Source organism: Pseudomonadota bacterium, assembly GCA_030860485.1.
In the GTDB taxonomy this organism is placed as follows: Bacteria; Pseudomonadota; Gammaproteobacteria; order JACCXJ01; family JACCXJ01; genus JACCXJ01.
The window spans coordinates 1-17,813 of record JALZID010000216.1 but is presented as its reverse complement, the minus strand read 5'-3'; the positions used below and the strand labels follow the sequence as shown (position 1 = coordinate 17,813).

Sequence of the window (17,813 nt, the reverse complement as noted above, 5' to 3'; positions counted from 1 at the left end):
AGGCGGAACATCCGGGGCATGAGCTTCATCAAACCGGGACGGCCGTTGATCATGAAGTCGTTCGAGAACCGCTTGTCGGTGTGGAGCATCATCACGTCGTCGTAGCGAGCGAGGAGGTAGCCGCCCTGCCGCACGAGCTGTTTTGACCTGACGCGGGACACGGGGGCGTTGCGGCGTAGCTCTGCGTAGCGCGGGAACGGGTTCGTGAACATGATCGGATCCGAGAGATCCGTCAGCTCCAGGTGATCCATGGTCGGTGCAGCCATGAGCAGTTCCTCCGGGAGGCAGGGTGGCTCAGCGAAGCGCCGGCCCACCGAGGTGATGGTCAGAGAGCTTGATCGGGGTGTCGCATGCCATATCAGCCCCCCTTCGGGTTGCCCAGATCGAAGGCAACGTCGGCCAGACGCGGCGCCTCCTTCTCCCAGCTCCTCGACCGTCCACCTGCTTCGGTGATCACGGCGACCCGTCCGTTCAAGTCTCGCAATTAGGCAATTTATTAGTCTGTAGCCCTCTGTCCTTCCACCGACAAATGGCCTCTACGGCCATCGCTGTCGTGAGCGCGCTGGATTGCCAGGTGAGTCTGTCACCATATGGGAAGTGAGCAACGGAGAACACTTCGGCCGGCCAAGCACCTGTGACCGGATCCTGGCCGGACAGCAAGTAGGTCATTCCGGCATCGATTTCGGGACCCTCGTACCCGAGCATCAATAGAGTTGAGCACGCGAAGGCCGTATCGAGAAAGCCATCGCCATCCCCCCAATGGCATGTGCCGCCCTTGGCCCAATGTGCGGTATTGGTGAGATCAGTGGTAATCACCTTGACAGAGGGGCTCAAATCGAGGACATCGCCGCAACGGTATGCACGTGCTACACAGTAATGAAGGGCGTTGTTATTTGGATAATACGAGCTCAGGATGGATGTATCTATTCTCCCAAAGGCTTGCATCGTATAGTCTAGGGCATCGTTTACTGCGCGTACGGCGTCTTTGAAGCCCGTGCATCCACGGTGTCAGGCGCGCATCCCCGTTGACCAGAACGGCCTGACCCGTTGCATGCGCGGCCACCTCGTGTATGAGCCGGATATCAGTGCGGTGCCCTTTCCGTTTGCGCAACGGCTGGCGAGCGGCGGACTGGGTGCCTTCGTGGCGGCGCCGCTCTTGGTCGAAGACAAGGTATTCGGCGTGCTCGTCGTCGCTCGCAAAGCACCGGACAGCTTCGCCAGCGCCGAATGCGAGTTCCTCCAGCAATTGAGCGAGCACGTCGCGCTGGCCGCGCATCAAGTCTCCCTCTACGACGCGTTGCAACAGGCTTACGACGATCTCCGCCAGACTCAGCACACCGTCATGCAACAGGAGCGGCTGCGCGCGCTCGGGCAGATGGCCAGCGGCATCGCTCATGACATCAACAACGCCATCTCGCCGGTGGTCCTCTACACCGAATCACTGCTGGAGCAGGAGCCTAATTTGAGCGCCCGCGCGCGCGATTACCTCGCCACCATCCAGCGTGCCATCGACGGCGTGGCGGAGACCGTTGCGCGCATGAGGGAATTTTACCGCGAGCACGAGCCACAACTGCTTCTGGAGCCCGTTTCCCTCAACCACCTGGCAGAGCAAGTGATTGATCTGACGCGCGCCCGCTGGCGCGATCTGCCCCAAGAGCGAGGGATCGTCATCCGCATGCAAACCGAGCTGGCGTCGGACCTGCCCGTCATCATGGGCGCCGCGAGCGAAATCCGTGATGCCCTCACCAACCTCATTTTTAACGCCGTGGATGCGATGCCCGAAGGCGGCACGCTCACCTTGCGCACGCGCGCTGTTCCCCCGCCACGAGCGGCGGACGAGCAGGAGTCCGTGACGCTCGTTCGTCTGGAAGTGTGTGACACGGGGATAGGCATGGACGAGGAGACGAAGCGCCGCTGCCTGGAGCCATTTTTCACGACCAAGGGCGAACGTGGCACGGGCCTCGGACTGGCGATGGTCTATGGTATGGTGCAGCGCCACAACGCGGAGATTGAAATTGAAAGCGAACCCGCCAAGGGCACTACGACGCGCCTCGTGTTCCCGCCGGCTGCTCCGGCCGCGGTGTCAATGGTCCGTCCCTCGGCCTCGCTGCGGCCCGCCCAGCCCCTGCGCATCCTCGTCGTAGACGATGACCCGCTCCTGATCAAATCGCTGCGGGACACGCTGGCAAGCGACGGCCATCACGTCACCACTACCGACGGCGGGCAGGCGGGCATTGATGCATTTGTCGCCGCGCAAGAGCGCCGCGAACCCTTCGCGGTGGTGATTACCGACTTGGGGATGCCGTTTGTGGACGGGCGCAAGGTCGCCGCCGCCGTCAAATCGGCCTCACCGTCCACACTGGTTATCCTGCTCACCGGTTGGGGCCAGCGACTCATCACCGAGGACGAGATCCCAGCGCACGTGGATCGCGTGCTCAACAAGCCCCCCAGACTGCTCCACCTGCGCATGGCGCTGGCCGAGCTGACGGCGGACAGCCCCCCGGCATGATCCCCATGAACGCCACTGCCCGACCGAGATTGCTAATCGTGGACGACGAAGCGGCCCAGATGACGGCCCTGTGCGACACCCTGGAGGAACAGGGCTATGTCACCGCGGGTTTTACCTCAGCCAAGGAAGCCCTGGCGGTGTTGCGCGGCCAAGAATTCGACCTCGTGCTTACCGATTTGATGATGCCCGAAATGGACGGCATCACCCTGCTTCGAGCGGCGCTGGACATGGATGCCAACCTCATCGGCATCATCATGACCGGCCATGGCAGCATTGACACGGCCGTCGAGGCCATGAAGGGTGGCGCGCTTGATTACATCCTGAAGCCCTTCAAATTGAGCGTCATTGTGCCCGTGCTCGCGCGCGCGCTGACCGTGCGGCGGCTGCGCCTGGAAAACGCAGAGCTGGAACGGCGCGTCCGCGAACATATCGCCGAGCTCGCCGCGGCCAACCAGGAGCTCGAGGCCTTCTCCTACTCGGTCTCGCACGACCTCCAGGCGCCGCTGCGCCATATCGACGGCTTCACGGGCCTGCTCGCCAAGCACCTCGATTCGAGCCTCGATGCCACGGGCCGGCGCTACCTCGCCAAGGTCTCCGACTCGGCCCGGCAGATGGGCGAGCTGATCGACGACCTTCTGACCTTCTCGCGGATCGGGCGCGCGGAGCTCCGGCGGACGCGCGTGGACCTTTCCGGCCTGGTGCAAGAGGTGCTGCGGCTCCTGGAGCCCGAGACCGCGGGCCGTGCCATAGAGTGGATCATGAACGAGCTGCCCGAGGCGCAAGGAGACCCGCGGCTCTTGCGGCTCGTGTTCCAGAACCTCGTCGCCAATGCCCTCAAGTACACCCGTCCGAAGCCGCGGGCCCGAATCGAAATCAGCGCAACCCGGGACGGCGATGATACCATCTTTTCGATCCGCGACAACGGCGTCGGCTTCGACATGCGCTACGTAGAGCGGCTCTTCGGCGTCTTCCAGCGCCTACACACGAGCGCCGATTTCGAGGGCACGGGGATCGGGCTCGCCACCGTCCGGCGCATCGTGCATCGCCATGGCGGGCGGGTGTGGGCGGAAGGGGAGGTCGATCGAGGCGCGTGCTTTTACGTCGCCCTGCCGCATGGCGGCAGCCCTCGCCGCCGAGCCTCGGGGCTAGCGCCGGACGAGTCGCCGCGACGCTCAAGGAGCTGAGGGAGGAAGTGGGCATGAAGAGCCCAAGCGTCCGGCAGCATCTGCTTGCGATTAAACGCAAGGGATACCCGTGCCGCCGCGCGGGCACGTCGCGAGGGCTGGCCATAGTCCAGCGAAGCGCGGCGTTGCGAGTAGACACAAGTGAACCGGAGCGCAGGCACGCGCGCTCCACAGGAGGAAGGCCATGCCGACCGAGCTGACGACCGACACCTTGGACCAGAAGCAGTTGCTCAAGGTCCTCAACGCATTCAAGAAGGGCGACTTCACGGTGCGCATGCCGCTCGAACACACGGGCATCGCCGGCAAGATCGCCGATACGCTGAACGAGGTCATCGAGATCGAGCAGCAGCTCAACGCCGAATGGATCCGGATCGGGGCAGCCGTTCGGGAAGGCAACGTCACGGAGCGGGCCAGGCTGCCCGCCGGCGCGGGCGGCTGGCAGCGATCCATCGATTCGAACAACGGGACCCAGGCCGCTCTGGCACTGTTACTCTCCGAGACCTTGCGGGTATTGGGCGCGGTCGCCAAGGGCGACCTGTCCCAAAGGATGACCCTCGAGATCGAAGGTCGTGCTCTGAAGGGCGAGTTCCTCTCCACGGCCAAGGTGGTGAACGGTATGGTCGAGCGGCTGGGTTCTTTCGCCTCGGAGGTGACAAGGGTCGCGCGTGAGGTCGGTACCGAGGGCAAGCTCGGCGGTCAGGCGGCGGTCCCGGGCGTGGCCGGAACCTGGAAGGACCTCACCGACAGCGTCAACCTGATGGCCTCGAACCTGACGGCCCAGGTCCGCAACATCGCCGAGGTGACGACGGCGGTCGCGACCGGCGATCTGTCCAAGAAGATCACGGTCGACGTCCGCGGCGAGATGCTGCAGCTCAAGGACACCGTCAACACGATGGTCGATCAGTTGCGGACGTTTTCACTCGAGGTCACACGGGTCGCGCGCGAGGTGGGTACCGAGGGCAAGCTCGGCGGTCAGGCGGTCGTCCTGGGCGTGGCCGGAACCTGGAAGGACCTCACCGATAGCGTTAACGCGATGGCTTCGAACCTCACGGGACAGGTCCGCAACCTCGCCGAGGTCACCACCGCCATCGCCCGTGGCGACCTCACCCGTAAGGCGACCGTCGACGTCAAGGGCGAGATCCTCGAGCTCAAGAACACCATCAACACGATGGTCGATCAGCTCCGGGCCTTCGCGTCCGAGGTCACGCGCATGGCGCGCGAGGTTGGCACCGAAGGCAAGCTCGGCGGCCAGGCGCGGGTGCCCGACGTCGCAGGCGTGTGGAAGGACCTGACCGATAGCGTGAATTTCATGGGCTTGAACCTGACCGCGCAGGTGCGCAACATCGCCGAGGTCACGACCGCAGTCGCCAACGGCGATCTGGCCAAGAAGATCACCGTCGACGTCAAGGGTGAGATCCTCGAGCTCAAGAACACCATCAACACGATGGTCGATCAGCTCAACGCCTTCGCGGGTGAGGTCACGCGTGTGGCCCGCGAGGTCGGAACGGAGGGAAAGCTCGGTGGCCAGGCACAGGTCAAGGGCGTCGGCGGTGTCTGGAAGGACCTCACCGACAACGTCAATCTGATGGCGTCGAACCTCACGGCGCAGGTGCGCAACATCGCCGAGGTCACGACCGCGGTTGCCAACGGCGATCTGGCCAAGAAGATCACCGTCGACGTCAAGGGCGAGATCCTCGAGCTCAAGAACACCATCAACACCATGGTCGACCAGCTCAACGCCTTCGCGGGCGAAGTCACACGTGTGGCGCGCGAGGTCGGCGACGAGGGGCAACTGGGCGGGCAGGCCGTGGTCAAGGGCGTCGGCGGCGTCTGGAAGGATCTCACCGACAGCGTCAATCAGATGGCCTCGAACCTGACCGCACAGGTGCGCAACATCGCCGAGGTCACGACCGCGGTCGCCGACGGCAGCCTCACCAAGAAGATCACGGTCGATGTGCGCGGCGAGATCCTGGAGCTGAAGAACACCATCAACTGGATGGTCGACGCGCTCAACGGCTTGGCAGGAGAGGTGACGCGTGTGGCGCGCGAGGTCGGCACCGAGGGCAAGCTCGGCGGCCAGGCGCAGGTCAAGGGCGTGGGGGGGGTCTGGAAGGACCTCACCGACAACGTCAATCTGATGGCGTCGAACCTGACGGGGCAGGTGCGCAACATCGCCGAGGTCACGACCGCGGTCGCCAACGGCGATCTGTCTCGGAAGATCACCGTCGACGTCTACGGCGAGATCCTCGAGCTCAAGAAGACCATCAACACGATGGTCGATCAGCTCTCATCGTTCGCGTCGGAAGTCACGCGTGTGGCGCGCGAGGTCGGAACGGAAGGGCAGCTCGCCGGTCAGGCCGTGGTCGAGGGAGTCGCAGGAGTGTGGAAGGCCCTGACCGACAACGTGAACCTGATGGCCTCGAACCTGACGGGGCAGGTGCGCAACATCGCCGAGGTCACCACGGCCGTGGCCAACGGCGATCTCTCCCGGAAGATCACCGTCGACGTCCGCGGCGAGATCCTGGAGCTCAAGGACACGATCAACACGATGGTCGATCAGCTCTCGACCTTCGCCTCCGAAGTCACGCGTGTGGCGCGCGAGGTCGGCACCGAAGGCAAGCTCGGCGGCCAGGCGACGGTGCGGGGCGTCGCCGGCACCTGGAAGGACCTGACCGACAGCGTGAACCTGATGGCCTCGAACCTGACGGGGCAGGTGCGCAACATTGCGGATGTGACGACGGCCGTCGCGCGAGGGGACTTGACCCGCAAGATCACGGTCGACGTGCGCGGCGAGATCCTGGAGCTCAAGAACACCATTAACACGATGGTCGACCAGCTCTCGTCGTTCGCCGCGGAGGTCACGCGCGTGGCGCGCGAGGTCGGCACCGAGGGGCAGCTCGGAGGTCAGGCGGTCGTGCGTGGTGTCGCCGGCACCTGGCAGGACCTGACCGACAGCGTCAACGCGATGGCCTCGAATCTGACCGCCCAGGTGCGCAACATTGCGGATGTGACGACGGCCGTCGCGCGAGGGGACTTGACCCGCAAGATCACGGTCGACGTGCGCGGCGAGATCCTGGCGCTCAAGAACACCATCAACACGATGGTCGATCAGCTCTCGACCTTCGCGTCGGAGGTGACGCGGGTCGCCCGGGAGGTCGGCACCGAGGGCAAGCTCGGCGGCCAGGCGGTGGTGCGCGGCGTCGCCGGCACCTGGAAGGACCTCACCGACAGCGTCAACCTCATGGCCGCGAATCTGACCGGACAGGTCCGGAACATCGCCGAGGTGACGAAGGCGGTCGCGGGCGGTGACCTGACCCGGGAGATCACGGCCGATGTCCGCGGCGAGATCCTGGAGCTGAAGAACACGATCAACACGATGGTCGACCAGCTCAACGCCTTCGCCGAGGAGGTGACGCGTGTGGCGCGGGAGGTCGGCACCGAGGGCAAGCTCGGCGGGCAGGCGCAGGTCAAGGGGGTGGCGGGGACGTGGAAGGACCTCACCGACACCGTCAATCGCATGGCCTCGAACCTCACGGGGCAGGTGCGTAACATCGCCGAGGTCACTACGGCCGTGGCGAATGGCGACCTCACCAAGAAGATCACGGTCGACGTCCGCGGCGAGATCCTCGATCTCAAGCGCACCATCAACACCATGGTTGATCAGCTGAACGCCTTCTCGGGTGAGGTGACGCGCGTGGCGCGCGAGGTCGGCACCGACGGCAAGCTCGGAGGGCAGGCGCAGGTCAAGGGGGTGGGGGGAGTCTGGAAGGAGCTGACCGACGGCGTCAACTCCATGGGTTCGAACCTGACGGCGCAGGTGCGCGACATCGCGGCGGTGACCACGGCCGTCGCCAACGGCGACCTCACGCGCAAGATCGCCGTCGAGGTCCGCGGCGAGATCCTGGAGCTCAAAAACACCATCAACCGTATGGTGGATCAGCTGAACGCGTTCGCCGGCGAGGTGACGCGCGTGGCGCGCGAGGTCGGCACCGAGGGCAAGCTCGGCGGTCAGGCCTTCGTCCAGGGCGTGGCCGGAACGTGGAAGGACCTCACCGACAACGTCAACCTGATGGGGTCGAACCTGACGCTTCAGGTGCGCAATATCGCCGAGGTCACGACGGCCGTCGCGGGAGGCGACCTGTCCAAGAAGATCACGGTCGACGTCCGGGGCGAGATCCTAGAGCTCAAGAACACCATCAACACGATGGTGGATCAATTGAACGCGTTTGCCGGCGAGGTGACGCGCGTGGCGCGTGAGGTCGGCACCGAGGGTAAGCTCGGCGGCCAGGCCCAGGTCAAGGGTGTGGCGGGCACATGGAAGGATCTGACCGACAGCGTCAACGTGATGGCGATCAATCTCACCAACCAGGTCCGCAGCATCGCCAAGGTCGTCACGGCCGTCGCCAACGGGGACCTCAAGCGCAAGCTCGTCTTGGAGGCGCGCGGCGAGATCGCGGAGCTGTCCGAGACGATCAACGCGATGATCGACACCTTGGCGACCTTCGCCGATCAGGTAACGACGGTGGCGCGCGAGGTCGGCATCGACGGCAAACTCGGCGGCCAGGCCCAGGTCCCGGGCGCAGCCGGCATCTGGCGCGACCTCACAGATAACGTCAATCAGCTCGCCGGCAACCTCACCGCGCAGGTACGGGCGATCGGCGAGGTCGCGACCGCGGTGGCGCAGGGCGATCTTACGCGATCCGTCACTGTCGCGGCGGCCGGCGAAGTGGCTTCGCTCAAGGACAACGTCAACCAGATGATCAAGAACCTCGGGGAGACGACGCGCGAGAACCGAGAGCAGGACTGGCTCAAGACCAACGTGGCCAGGTTCACGCGCCTGCTCCAGGGGCAGCGCGACCTCTTGACCGTGTCCAAGAGCCTCCTCTCCCAGGTGACGCCGCTGGTACAGGCCCACTACGGGGCTTTCTACCTGGCGGAGCAGGATCCCGCCTCGAAGGACGGCGAGTACTCGCTCAAGCTCCTGGGGGGCTACGGATACAAGGAGCGGAAGGGCCTGGCGAATCGCTTCCGGCCGGGCGAGGGGCTGGTCGGGCAGTGCGCGCTCGAGAAGGAGCGCATTCTCCTCACGAACGTTCCTTCGGACTACGTCCAGATCAGCTCGGGCCTTGGCGAGGCGACGCCGCTCGATCTGATCGTCCTGCCGGCGCTCTTCGAAGGTGAGGTCAAGGCGATCATCGAGCTGGGCGCCTTCACGCGGTTTTCGGAGGTCAACCTCCAGTTCCTGGATCAGCTCGCGGAGGGCGTGGGGGTGGTCCTGAACTCGGTGCAGGCGAGCGCACGTACCGAGGAGCTCCTCAAGCAGTCGCAGGCGCTCACCCAAGAGCTCCAGAGCCAGCAGCAGGAGTTGCAGGAGACCAACCAGCGGCTCGAGGCCCAGGCCAAGACGCTTCAGGAGTCCGAGGAGCGCCTCAAATCGCAGCAGCAAGAGCTGCGGACGGCCAACGAGGAGCTCGAGGAGCGGGCGCAACTCCTCACCGAGCAGAATGCGGAGGTCGAGCAGAAGAACCGCGAGGTCCAGGAGGCCGGGCGCTTGCTCCGGGAGAAGGCCGAGCAGCTCGCGCTCACCTCCAAGTACAAGTCGGAGTTCCTCGCGAACATGTCGCACGAGTTGCGCACGCCGCTGAACTCCATGCTCATCCTCTCGAAGATGCTTTCCGAGAATGCCGAGCAGAATTTCACCGCCAAGCAGACCGAGTACGCCCAGAGCATACACAGCTCGGGGAGCGACCTGCTCTCGCTCATCAATGACATCCTGGATCTGTCGAAGATCGAGGCGGGCGCCGTCGTGATCGAGGTCGGTATCGTCGGCTTTGAGGCGATCCGGGACTTCGCGGAGAGTAGCTTCCGTCCCGTGGCCGAGGCGAAGGGCCTCGAGTATCGCATCGAGCTCGACCTCGACGGCCTACCGCGGGCGATGCGTACCGACGATCGCCGCCTCCAGCAGATCCTCAAGAACCTGCTCTCGAACGCCTTCAAGTTCACCGAGCAGGGAGGCGTGCTGCTCCGCATTGGGGCGGCGACGGAGGGTTGGAGTCCCGACCACGAGTGCTTGACCCAGGCACAGACCGTCATGGCGTTTGCGGTAGAGGACACGGGGATCGGCATCTCCAGGGAGAAGCAGCAGAGCATCTTCGAGGCGTTCCAGCAGGCGGACAGCGGTACCTCCCGCCAGTATGGCGGGACCGGGCTCGGGCTTTCCATCAGCCGCGAGCTGGCGCACTTGCTCGGCGGGGAAATCCGGCTCGACAGTACTGAGGGCAGAGGCAGCACCTTCACGCTGTATCTGCCGCTCAACTACGTGCCGCCGAGGCGCCAGAAGGCCGCTAGTCCCGCGGTGCCGACTCCCACGGCCGAAACCAGGGTGGCGCTGCCGCCCACCGTCGCGGAAACTCTACCCAAGATCCCCGAGCCCGAGGACACCGAGATCGAAGATGACCGCAAGACGATCCAACCGGGCGACCGCGTCCTTCTGATCGTGGAGGACGATGCCCCCTTCGCCCAGGTCCTACTCGACCTGGCCCGACAGCGGGGGTTCAGGGGCCTCGTCACTGGAAGCGCGGAGCGCGCACTCGTCTTCGCCCACCAGTACCCGGTCAGCGCCGTGACGCTGGATCTCCATCTGCCGGAGCGCGATGGCTGGACGGTGCTCGACCAGCTCAAGCACGATCCCAAGACGCGACACATCCCCGTGCAGATCATCTCGGTGGAGGAGGATGCGGCCAAGAGCCTTCGACTGGGAGCTCTCGCCCATCTCCAGAAGCCGACGAGCAAGGAGGCGCTCCAGGAGGCCTTTAGCCGCATCCAGGGGTTCATCGAGCGCCCGGTCCGCAAGCTCCTGATCGTCGAGGACGATGACACCCAACGGAGAAGCATCGTGGAGCTGATCGGCCACCAGGACGTCGAGACGGTGGCCGTCGGCACCGGGGCAGCGGCGCTCACAGCGCTCGAAGATCAGGGCTTCGACTGCATGGTGCTCGACCTGCGCTTGCCCGACATGAACGGGTTCGCGCTCATGGAGGAAATCAAGGACAAGCTCGGGCTCACCGACCTGCCGATCGTCATCTACACCGGCAAGGAACTGACCCGCAAAGAGGAAACGGAGCTCAAGCGATTCGCGCAGGCCATCGTGCTCAAGACCGCCCGGTCGCCGGAGCGGCTGCTTGATGAGACGGCGCTGTTCCTTCACCGGGTCGAGGCGGATCTGCCGGAGCCCAAGCGGCGGCTCCTGAGCGAGCTGCGGCGCAGCGAACCCATCCTCATAGGCCGCAAGGTTGTCATCGTCGACGACGACGTGCGCAACATCTTCGCGCTCACCAGCGTGCTCGAGCGCTATGGCGTACAGACCCTCCACGCCGAGAATGGCAAAGACGGCATCGCGCTCCTCAAGAAAACCGCCGAGGTCGATGTTGTCCTGATGGACGTGATGATGCCCGAGATGGATGGGTACGAGACGATGCGCCAGATCCGCAAGATCGGCAGGTTTAAGAAGCTACCCATCATCGCGCTGACCGCCAGGGCGATGAAGGGCGATCGCGAGAAGTGCATCGAGGCTGGTGCTTCGGACTACATCGCCAAGCCCGTCGACGTTGACCAGCTCCTGTCGCTGCTCCGGGTGTGGCTGTCTCGATAAGCGGGGTGTATCGACTCTTAACGCGACCGTGATTCCGGCCAGGGAGTGGCCGGGATCCAGGTGCACGGATGCCTTTCATGGCGCTGGATCCCGTACATTCCATGTACGGAATGACGTGCTCCTGAATGGTTCTGCCGATACCATGCATGCGGCTCCACTCAGTTCATGCTTAGATACGCTTACTTTCTAGGGATCGAAAAGAGTATATAATTTCAAGTATCTTTGGCTAGTAATTCGACGCGCTAACAGGTAGCGAAGCACATTGCGATGAGCTCGTTGGACGACATCGAGATCCCGCTCTTGCTCGAGGCGATCTACGAGCATTATGGTTTCGATTTCCGCAACTACGCGCGGGCATCGTTGCGCCGGCGCATCCTCGCCCAAGTCGAAGCCGAGGGTCTGAAGACCATCTCCGGACTTCAGGAGCGGGCGCTGCATGATCCGACCTGCATGGAGCGGCTGCTCCTGGGGCTCACCGTCCACGTCACGGCGATGTTTCGGGACCCGGGCTTCTACGTGGCGTTTCGGGAGAAGGTAGTGCCCTTGCTCAAGACCTACCCCTTCGTGCGCCTCTGGCACGCGGGCTGTTCGACGGGCGAGGAGATATACTCGGTGGCCATCCTCCTCCACGAGGAGGGAATCTACGGGCGCTGCCGGATCTACGCTACCGACCTCTGCGAGGCAGTGCTGCGTCATGCGCGAGCGGGTGTCTATCCGCTCGCCGCGATGAAGCAATACACCGCGAACTACCAAGAGGCGCGCGGCCAGGGCGCGTTCTCCGAGTACTACACGGCCAGCGACGACAGCGCGCTGCTCCGGCCCTGGCTCCAGCAGAACATCGTATTCGCGCAACACAATCTGGTGACCGACGCCTCGTTCAACGAGTTCAACGTCGTGCTGTGCCGAAACGTGATGATCTACTTCAACCCGGCGCTCCAGGAGCGGGTGCATGAGGTGCTACGCCAGAGCCTGGTCCGTTTCGGCGTTTTGGGGCTCGGTCGCGGCGAGTCGCTCAGGTTCATGCGCTACGAGCCCCGTTACGAGGAGCTGGATGGGGCGGAGCGGCTCTATCAGCGGATGCGGTAGTGGGGGCCAAGGTCGTGGTCGTGGGAGCATCCCTGGGTGGCTTGCGCGCATTGCAAATGCTGCTCGGCGGTCTACCGAAAGACTTTCCGGCCCCAGTTGTCGTCGTCCAGCACCGTCACGTATCGTCCGAGGCCGTATTCAGCAGGCTTCTCCAGACGTGTTCCGCACTCCCGGTCTGTGAGGCGACAGACAAGATCGGGCTTGCTCCCGGCCAGGTATACATTGCGCCGCCGGACTATCACCTGCTGGTCGACAGCCACGGACTGGCGTTGTCGACCGAGGGGCCAGTCAACCACTCTCGACCTTCCATCGACGTCCTGTTCGAGTCTGCTTCCTACGCCTTTGGCGCTAGCGTCATCGGCGTCATCCTGACGGGGAGCACGGGTGACGGTGCCCGAGGTGCGGCCCTCATCGAGGCCCGAGGCGGTGTGGTCCTGGTCCAGGATCCCGCCACCGCGGAGAGCGGGGCGATGCCGGCCGCGGCCATCGCGGCAACGAGCGTGCACAAGGTCTTGCCCTTGTCCGAGATCGCTCCTCTGCTCATCGAGCTTTGCCGGGCCAAGGGAAGCTAGCTGTGGAGTTCGAGGGCAAGGTCAACGTCCTCTTGGTGGACGATCAGGCGGAGGGCCTGTTGGCACTCGAAGCCATGTTGGAGCCACTCGGGCAGAACCTGGTCATGGCGCGATCGGGCCGCGAAGCTCTGCGACGCCTTCTCTCACACGAATTCGCCGTGATCCTGCTCGATGTCCAGATGCCGGGGATGGATGGGTTCGAGACCGCCGGCCTGATCCGCCAGCGCGAAAGGACACGGTACACGCCGATCATTTTCCTCACCGCCGGGCACAAGACCGAAGCGCAGGTGTTCCGCGGTTACGCCGTCGGCGCGGTGGACTATCTGTTCAAGCCCATCGACCCCGAGATCCTCCGTTCCAAGGTGCTGACCTTCGTGGAGCTCGCCAAGAAGACCGAGTTGGTCCGCAAGCAGACCGAGCAACTCGTCCAACGTGAGCGCGAAGCGCGACATCTGCTCGCCGAGCTCGAGCAGAAGAATTGCGACCTGAAGGCCGCCAACCAGGAGCTCGAGGCCTTCTCTCATTCGGTTTCCCACGACCTGCGCGCGCCGCTGCGCCATATCGACGGGTTCGCGAGCCTGCTCGCAAGTTACCTGGAGGCCAGCCTCGATGAGAAGGGTCGGCAGTATCTTACGAAGATCTCCGGGGCCGCGCGGCAGATGGGCGAGCTCATCGACGACCTCCTCACGTTTTCGCGGCTCGGGCGCACGGAGCTCAGGCGTACGCGGGTGGGTCTGCGAGACCTCGTGGAGGACGTGCTGCAAACCCTCGAGCCCGAGACCGCGGGCCGCGACATCGCCTGGGCGATCGGCGATCTCCCCGAGGTGCAGGTGGACCCGCAGCTCTTGCGGTTGGTGCTCCAGAACCTCATCGGCAACGCCCTCAAATACACCCGCCCGAGGCCCCAGGCCCGCATCGAGATGGGCGCGAGGCGCGAGGGTGCCGAGATCGTGTTGTTCATCCGGGACAACGGCGTAGGCTTCGACATGCGCTACGTGGACCGGCTCTTCGACGTCTTCCAGCGCCTGCACACCAGCGCCGAGTTCGAGGGCACGGGGATCGGGCTCGCCACCGTCCGGCGCATCGTGCATCGCTATGGCGGGCGGGTGTGGGCGGAAGGGGAGGTCGATCGAGGCGCGTGCTTTTACGTCGCCCTGCCGCATGGCGGCGTCCTCGCCGCCGAGCCTCGGGGCTAGCGCCGGACGAGTCGCCGCCCGCCGAGCAGCCGACCGATCTTCCCGCGAGCTTCCGCCAGCGGCATAGACTCGAAGGAACTATTTCACAAGCGCTCTGCAAGCTGGGGTGCTATGCTGTTTAGCACAAGGGTTTAAGGAACACCCGGGGTCGGGCCCCGATCGCCGTGGCCGGTCTGAGAGCGGAGGGCATGAACGGGCGCAAGACCATATTGCTCGTCGAGGACAACCCGAACGATGTCGAGCTCACCCTCGAGGCGCTCGCCGGGCATCGGGTCGCCAACGAGATCGTGGTGCTCCACGACGGCGCCGAGGCGCTCGATTACCTGTACCGGCGCGGGTGCTTCGAAGACCGTGCCGGCGGCTCGCCGGCGGTCGTGTTGCTGGACCTGAAGATGCCGAAGGTGGACGGACTCACGGTCCTGAAGACCATCAAGGCCGACCCGGCCCTCAAGACCATCCCCATCGTGATGCTCACCTCCTCACGCGAAGAGCACGATCTCGTCGAGAGCTACACGGCCGGGGCCAATGCCTTTGTGGTCAAACCCGTGGACTTCGAGCAGTTCTCGGAGGCCGTCCGAAGGATCGGGTACTTCTGGGCGGTGCTGAACGAGCGTCCGCCGCTTTAGGGATCGGCGACGCCGACACCCGGAGGGAAGGACAACACTTGACCCCCGTGCGCGTGCTGTATTTGGAGGACAGCGAGGCGGATGCGGCGCTGGTCGAGGCGCTGCTCGCGGAGGCGGGCACCGTCTGCCAGCTCGACCGCGTCGAGACCGCGGAGGCGTTTGCCGCGGCGCTGGAAGCCGGCGGCTACCATATCATCCTCTCGGACAACGCCCTGCCTTCCTACGATGGCCTCTCGGCCCTCGCGCGCGTTCGGGAGCGCTGGCCCGAGGTCCCCTTCATCTTCGTCTCCGGCACCCTGGGCGAGGAGGCGGCGATCGAGTCGCTCAAGGCCGGCGCTACGGACTATGTGCTCAAACAGCGGCTCTCGCGGCTGGTGCCGGCGGTAGAGCGGGCGCTCGCGGAAGCCGCCTCGCGTGCCGCGAGCAAGCGCCATGAGGAGCGGGTGCATCAGCTCGCGTTCTATGACCCGATCACCGGCCTCCCTAACCGCGCGCTCTTGGAGGATCGCCTCAGGATCGCGATCGCGCGGGCGAGCCGCGCCGTAGGGGGTGTGGCGGTGCTCTTCATGGACCTCGATCGCTTCAAGGCGGTCAACGATTCGCTGGGGCATCCGGCAGGCGATGCCCTCTTGCGCGAGGCCGCCGAACGACTCCCGCGCTGCCTGCGCGAAGCCGACACGGCGGCGCGCTGGGGAGGCGACGAGTTCGTCGTGCTGGTCCCGGACCTCCCCGGAGATAGGGAAGCCGCTGCGGAAGCGGTGGCGGTGGTCATCGAGAAGGTCCGCGCGGCCCTCGCCAGGCCCGCGCTGATCGAGGGCCAGGAGGTCGAGGTCTCGACCAGCATCGGGGTCACCCTATATCCGTGGGATGGAACCAACGTCACCGATCTGATCAAACGCGCCGACACCGCCGTGTATCAGGCGAAGGACCGGGGCGGGAATACCTACCAGTTCTTCACCGAGGCCATGGACGCGGCCGCTCGCGAGCGCCTGTTTCTGGACAACGAGTTGCGCCGCGCGCTGCGCAAGGGTGAGCTTACGCTCCATTATCAACCGCAGGTCCAGACGCGAGACACCCGGATCGTCGGAGCCGAAGCGCTGCTACGCTGGAAGCACCCCGAACGGGGTTGGATCTCGCCCGCCAGCTTCATCCCGATCGCGGAAGAGACGGGCCAGATCCATGCGATCGGTCGCTGGGTGATCGAGGAGGCGCTGCGCCAGATCAAGCACTGGATGGCGCTGGGGCTTTCGGTGCCTCGGATCGATGTCAACGTCTCCCCGCGGCAACTAACCGACCCGGGGTTCGTGCACACCCTGTCGGAGCTGCTCGCTACGCACGGGCATGCCGCCGCGCTGCCTGGGTCTGGAGCTCACCGAGGGCGCAATGGTCCAGGAGCGAACGCTCGTTGCGGTGACGGAACTCTCGCAGCTCGGCGTAGCGCTCGCCGTCGATGACTTCGGCACCGGGTATTCGTCTTTGGGGTACCTCAGGCGTTTTCCCATCGACACGCTCAAGATCGATCAGTCCTTCGTGCGGGGCCTCACGGTCGATCCCAGCGACGCCGCGTTGGTCAAGGCGATCATCGCCATGGCCAAGAACCTGCGCTTGGGCGTCGTCGCCGAGGGGGTCGAGACCGAGGCGCAGCGCCTGCTTCTGTGCCGATACGGTTGCTTCAGGTGTCAGGGCTTCCTGTTCGATGCGGCGCTCCCGGCCGAGGTGTTCGCCAGACGGCTGTCGCGGTGAGGGCACCATATTTAACATAATATACATTATACGAACTAGCCTATGCCGACCCCCCCCGCCTCGTCCTGATTCTGGTCGTGACCCCCGCCGATCTGGCCTTCGAGTTCCCCCAGCCCGAGGACCTCATCTATCTCAACCACGCCGGGGTCTCGCCCTGGCCGCGCCGCGCCGCCTTGGCCGTTCAGCGCTTCGCGCAAGAGAACATCGTCTCCGGGCCGCTGCACTACGAGCGGTGGATCGAGACCGAGATCAGGCTGCGGGACCAGCTTCGGTCCTTGATCAACGCCGCATCGACGGACGAGATCGCGCTCCTCAAGAACACCTCCGAGGGGCTGTCCTTCGTGGCCGGCGGCCTGTGCTGGTCCCGCGGCGACAACATCGTCACCTGTGCAGAGGAGTTCCCGAGCAACCGCATCCCGTGGCAGGCACTCTCGGAGCGCGGCGTGACCTTGCGTGAGGTCGCGCTGCCCCCGGACGGCGATCTGGAATCGGCGCTCGTGGCCGCCTGCGATCGGCACACACGGCTCCTCACCATCAGCTCCGTGCAGTTCGCGAGCGGATTCCGCGTCGATCTGGACGCGCTCGGGGTGTTCTGCCGGGCGCGCGGGATCCTGTTCTGTGTCGATGCCATCCAGGGCTTGGGCGCCTTGCCGCTGGATGTCGCGACTTGTCACGCGGACTTCGTGGCGGCCGACGCCCACAAGTGGCTGCTCGGACCCGAGGGCATCGCGCTCTTCTATGTCGCCGAACGCGTCTGGGACCGGCTGAGGCCCAGCGAGTACGGCTGGCACATGACGGCCCGTCCCGGTGACTACGACAGCAAGACCTGGCGTGTCGCCGGCAGCGCCAGACGCTTCGAGTGCGGCAGCCCGAACCTCCTGGGTGCCCACGCCTTCTCGGCGAGCCTGTCGCTGATCCAGGAGCTGGGTATCGCCGGGATCAGTAGAACGGTTATCAATAATACGCGGTATCTATTGGATCAACTTGAAAATCTCGGCGCCAAGGTGCTGAGCCCGGGTGCGGAGCGGCGCTTGTCCGGCATCGTGAGCTTCCGCCCCCGAGACGGAGAGGTCGCCACCCTGTACCGGAGGCTCCGCGAACACGGGGTCGTCTGTGCGGTTCGTGGGGACGCCATCCGCTGGTCTCCGCATTTCTACACACCGCGTGACAAGCTGACGCGGGCGCTGGCGCTCCTGCGTAGCCCGCGTTGATCCCTGGCGACCCCCTCCCCCACCCACCCTGACCG

The 17,813-nt window shown here is 64.9% G+C and carries 10 protein-coding genes and 1 pseudogene; 10 read left to right on the top strand and 1 reads right to left on the bottom strand.

Going from position 1 to position 17,813, the window contains the following annotated elements; translation table 11 throughout:
- A partial coding sequence (locus M3461_12920; GenBank protein ID MDQ3775182.1) for a cytochrome P450 occupies positions 1–266 on the bottom strand: 266 nt, incomplete at its 3' end.
- A 743-nt stretch (positions 267–1,009) separates the two neighbouring features.
- Between M3461_12920 and M3461_12915 the strand changes: the two are divergent.
- The 10 genes and pseudogenes from M3461_12915 (at position 1,010) to M3461_12870 (ending at position 17,778) form a co-directional block, all read left to right on the top strand.
- A pseudogene (locus M3461_12915) lies at positions 1,010–2,509 on the top strand (ATP-binding protein).
- A gap of 5 nt (positions 2,510–2,514) precedes the next feature.
- The gene (locus M3461_12910) at positions 2,515–3,693 is read left to right on the top strand and encodes a response regulator (GenBank protein MDQ3775181.1); all 1,179 of its coding nucleotides are present in this window, start codon (positions 2,515–2,517) and stop codon (positions 3,691–3,693) included.
- Positions 3,694–3,877: 184 nt separating this feature from the next.
- Positions 3,878–11,344, top strand: a complete 7,467-nt coding sequence (locus M3461_12905; protein ID MDQ3775180.1) for a HAMP domain-containing protein — start codon at positions 3,878–3,880, stop codon at positions 11,342–11,344.
- Between the two features lie 267 nt (positions 11,345–11,611).
- The gene (locus M3461_12900; protein MDQ3775179.1) at positions 11,612–12,430 is read left to right on the top strand and encodes a protein-glutamate O-methyltransferase CheR; all 819 of its coding nucleotides are present in this window, start codon (positions 11,612–11,614) and stop codon (positions 12,428–12,430) included.
- Complete coding sequence (locus M3461_12895; protein MDQ3775178.1) at positions 12,430–13,002, top strand: chemotaxis protein CheB; 573 nt, start codon at positions 12,430–12,432, stop codon at positions 13,000–13,002. The genes M3461_12900 and M3461_12895 overlap by 1 nt, the downstream gene beginning before the upstream one ends.
- 2 nt (positions 13,003–13,004) lie before the next feature.
- Complete coding sequence (locus tag M3461_12890) at positions 13,005–14,198, top strand: response regulator (protein MDQ3775177.1); 1,194 nt, start codon at positions 13,005–13,007, stop codon at positions 14,196–14,198.
- Between the two features lie 188 nt (positions 14,199–14,386).
- Entirely contained in the window at positions 14,387–14,824 is a 438-nt protein-coding gene (locus M3461_12885; GenBank protein ID MDQ3775176.1) for a response regulator, read from the top strand.
- A 47-nt stretch (positions 14,825–14,871) separates the two neighbouring features.
- Positions 14,872–16,278, top strand: coding sequence for a diguanylate cyclase (locus tag M3461_12880; protein MDQ3775175.1), 1,407 nt, complete (start codon positions 14,872–14,874; stop codon positions 16,276–16,278).
- The gene (locus M3461_12875; GenBank protein MDQ3775174.1) at positions 16,208–16,567 is read left to right on the top strand and encodes an EAL domain-containing protein; all 360 of its coding nucleotides are present in this window, start codon (positions 16,208–16,210) and stop codon (positions 16,565–16,567) included. The genes M3461_12880 and M3461_12875 overlap by 71 nt, the downstream gene beginning before the upstream one ends.
- Positions 16,568–16,644: 77 nt before the next feature.
- Positions 16,645–17,778, top strand: a complete 1,134-nt coding sequence (locus M3461_12870; protein ID MDQ3775173.1) for an aminotransferase class V-fold PLP-dependent enzyme — start codon at positions 16,645–16,647, stop codon at positions 17,776–17,778.
- Positions 17,779–17,813 lie beyond the last annotated feature (35 nt).

Bases quoted from the DNA above. Each gene is read 5' to 3' on its own strand.
- M3461_12910 (MDQ3775181.1), top strand. From the start codon at position 2,515: ATGAACGCCACTGCCCGACCGAGATTGCTAATCGTGGACGACGAAGCG.
- M3461_12905 (MDQ3775180.1), top strand. From the start codon at position 3,878: ATGCCGACCGAGCTGACGACCGACACCTTGGACCAGAAGCAGTTGCTC.
- M3461_12900 (MDQ3775179.1), top strand. From the start codon at position 11,612: ATGAGCTCGTTGGACGACATCGAGATCCCGCTCTTGCTCGAGGCGATC.
- M3461_12885 (MDQ3775176.1), top strand. From the start codon at position 14,387: ATGAACGGGCGCAAGACCATATTGCTCGTCGAGGACAACCCGAACGAT.
- M3461_12875 (MDQ3775174.1), top strand. From the start codon at position 16,208: ATGGTCCAGGAGCGAACGCTCGTTGCGGTGACGGAACTCTCGCAGCTC.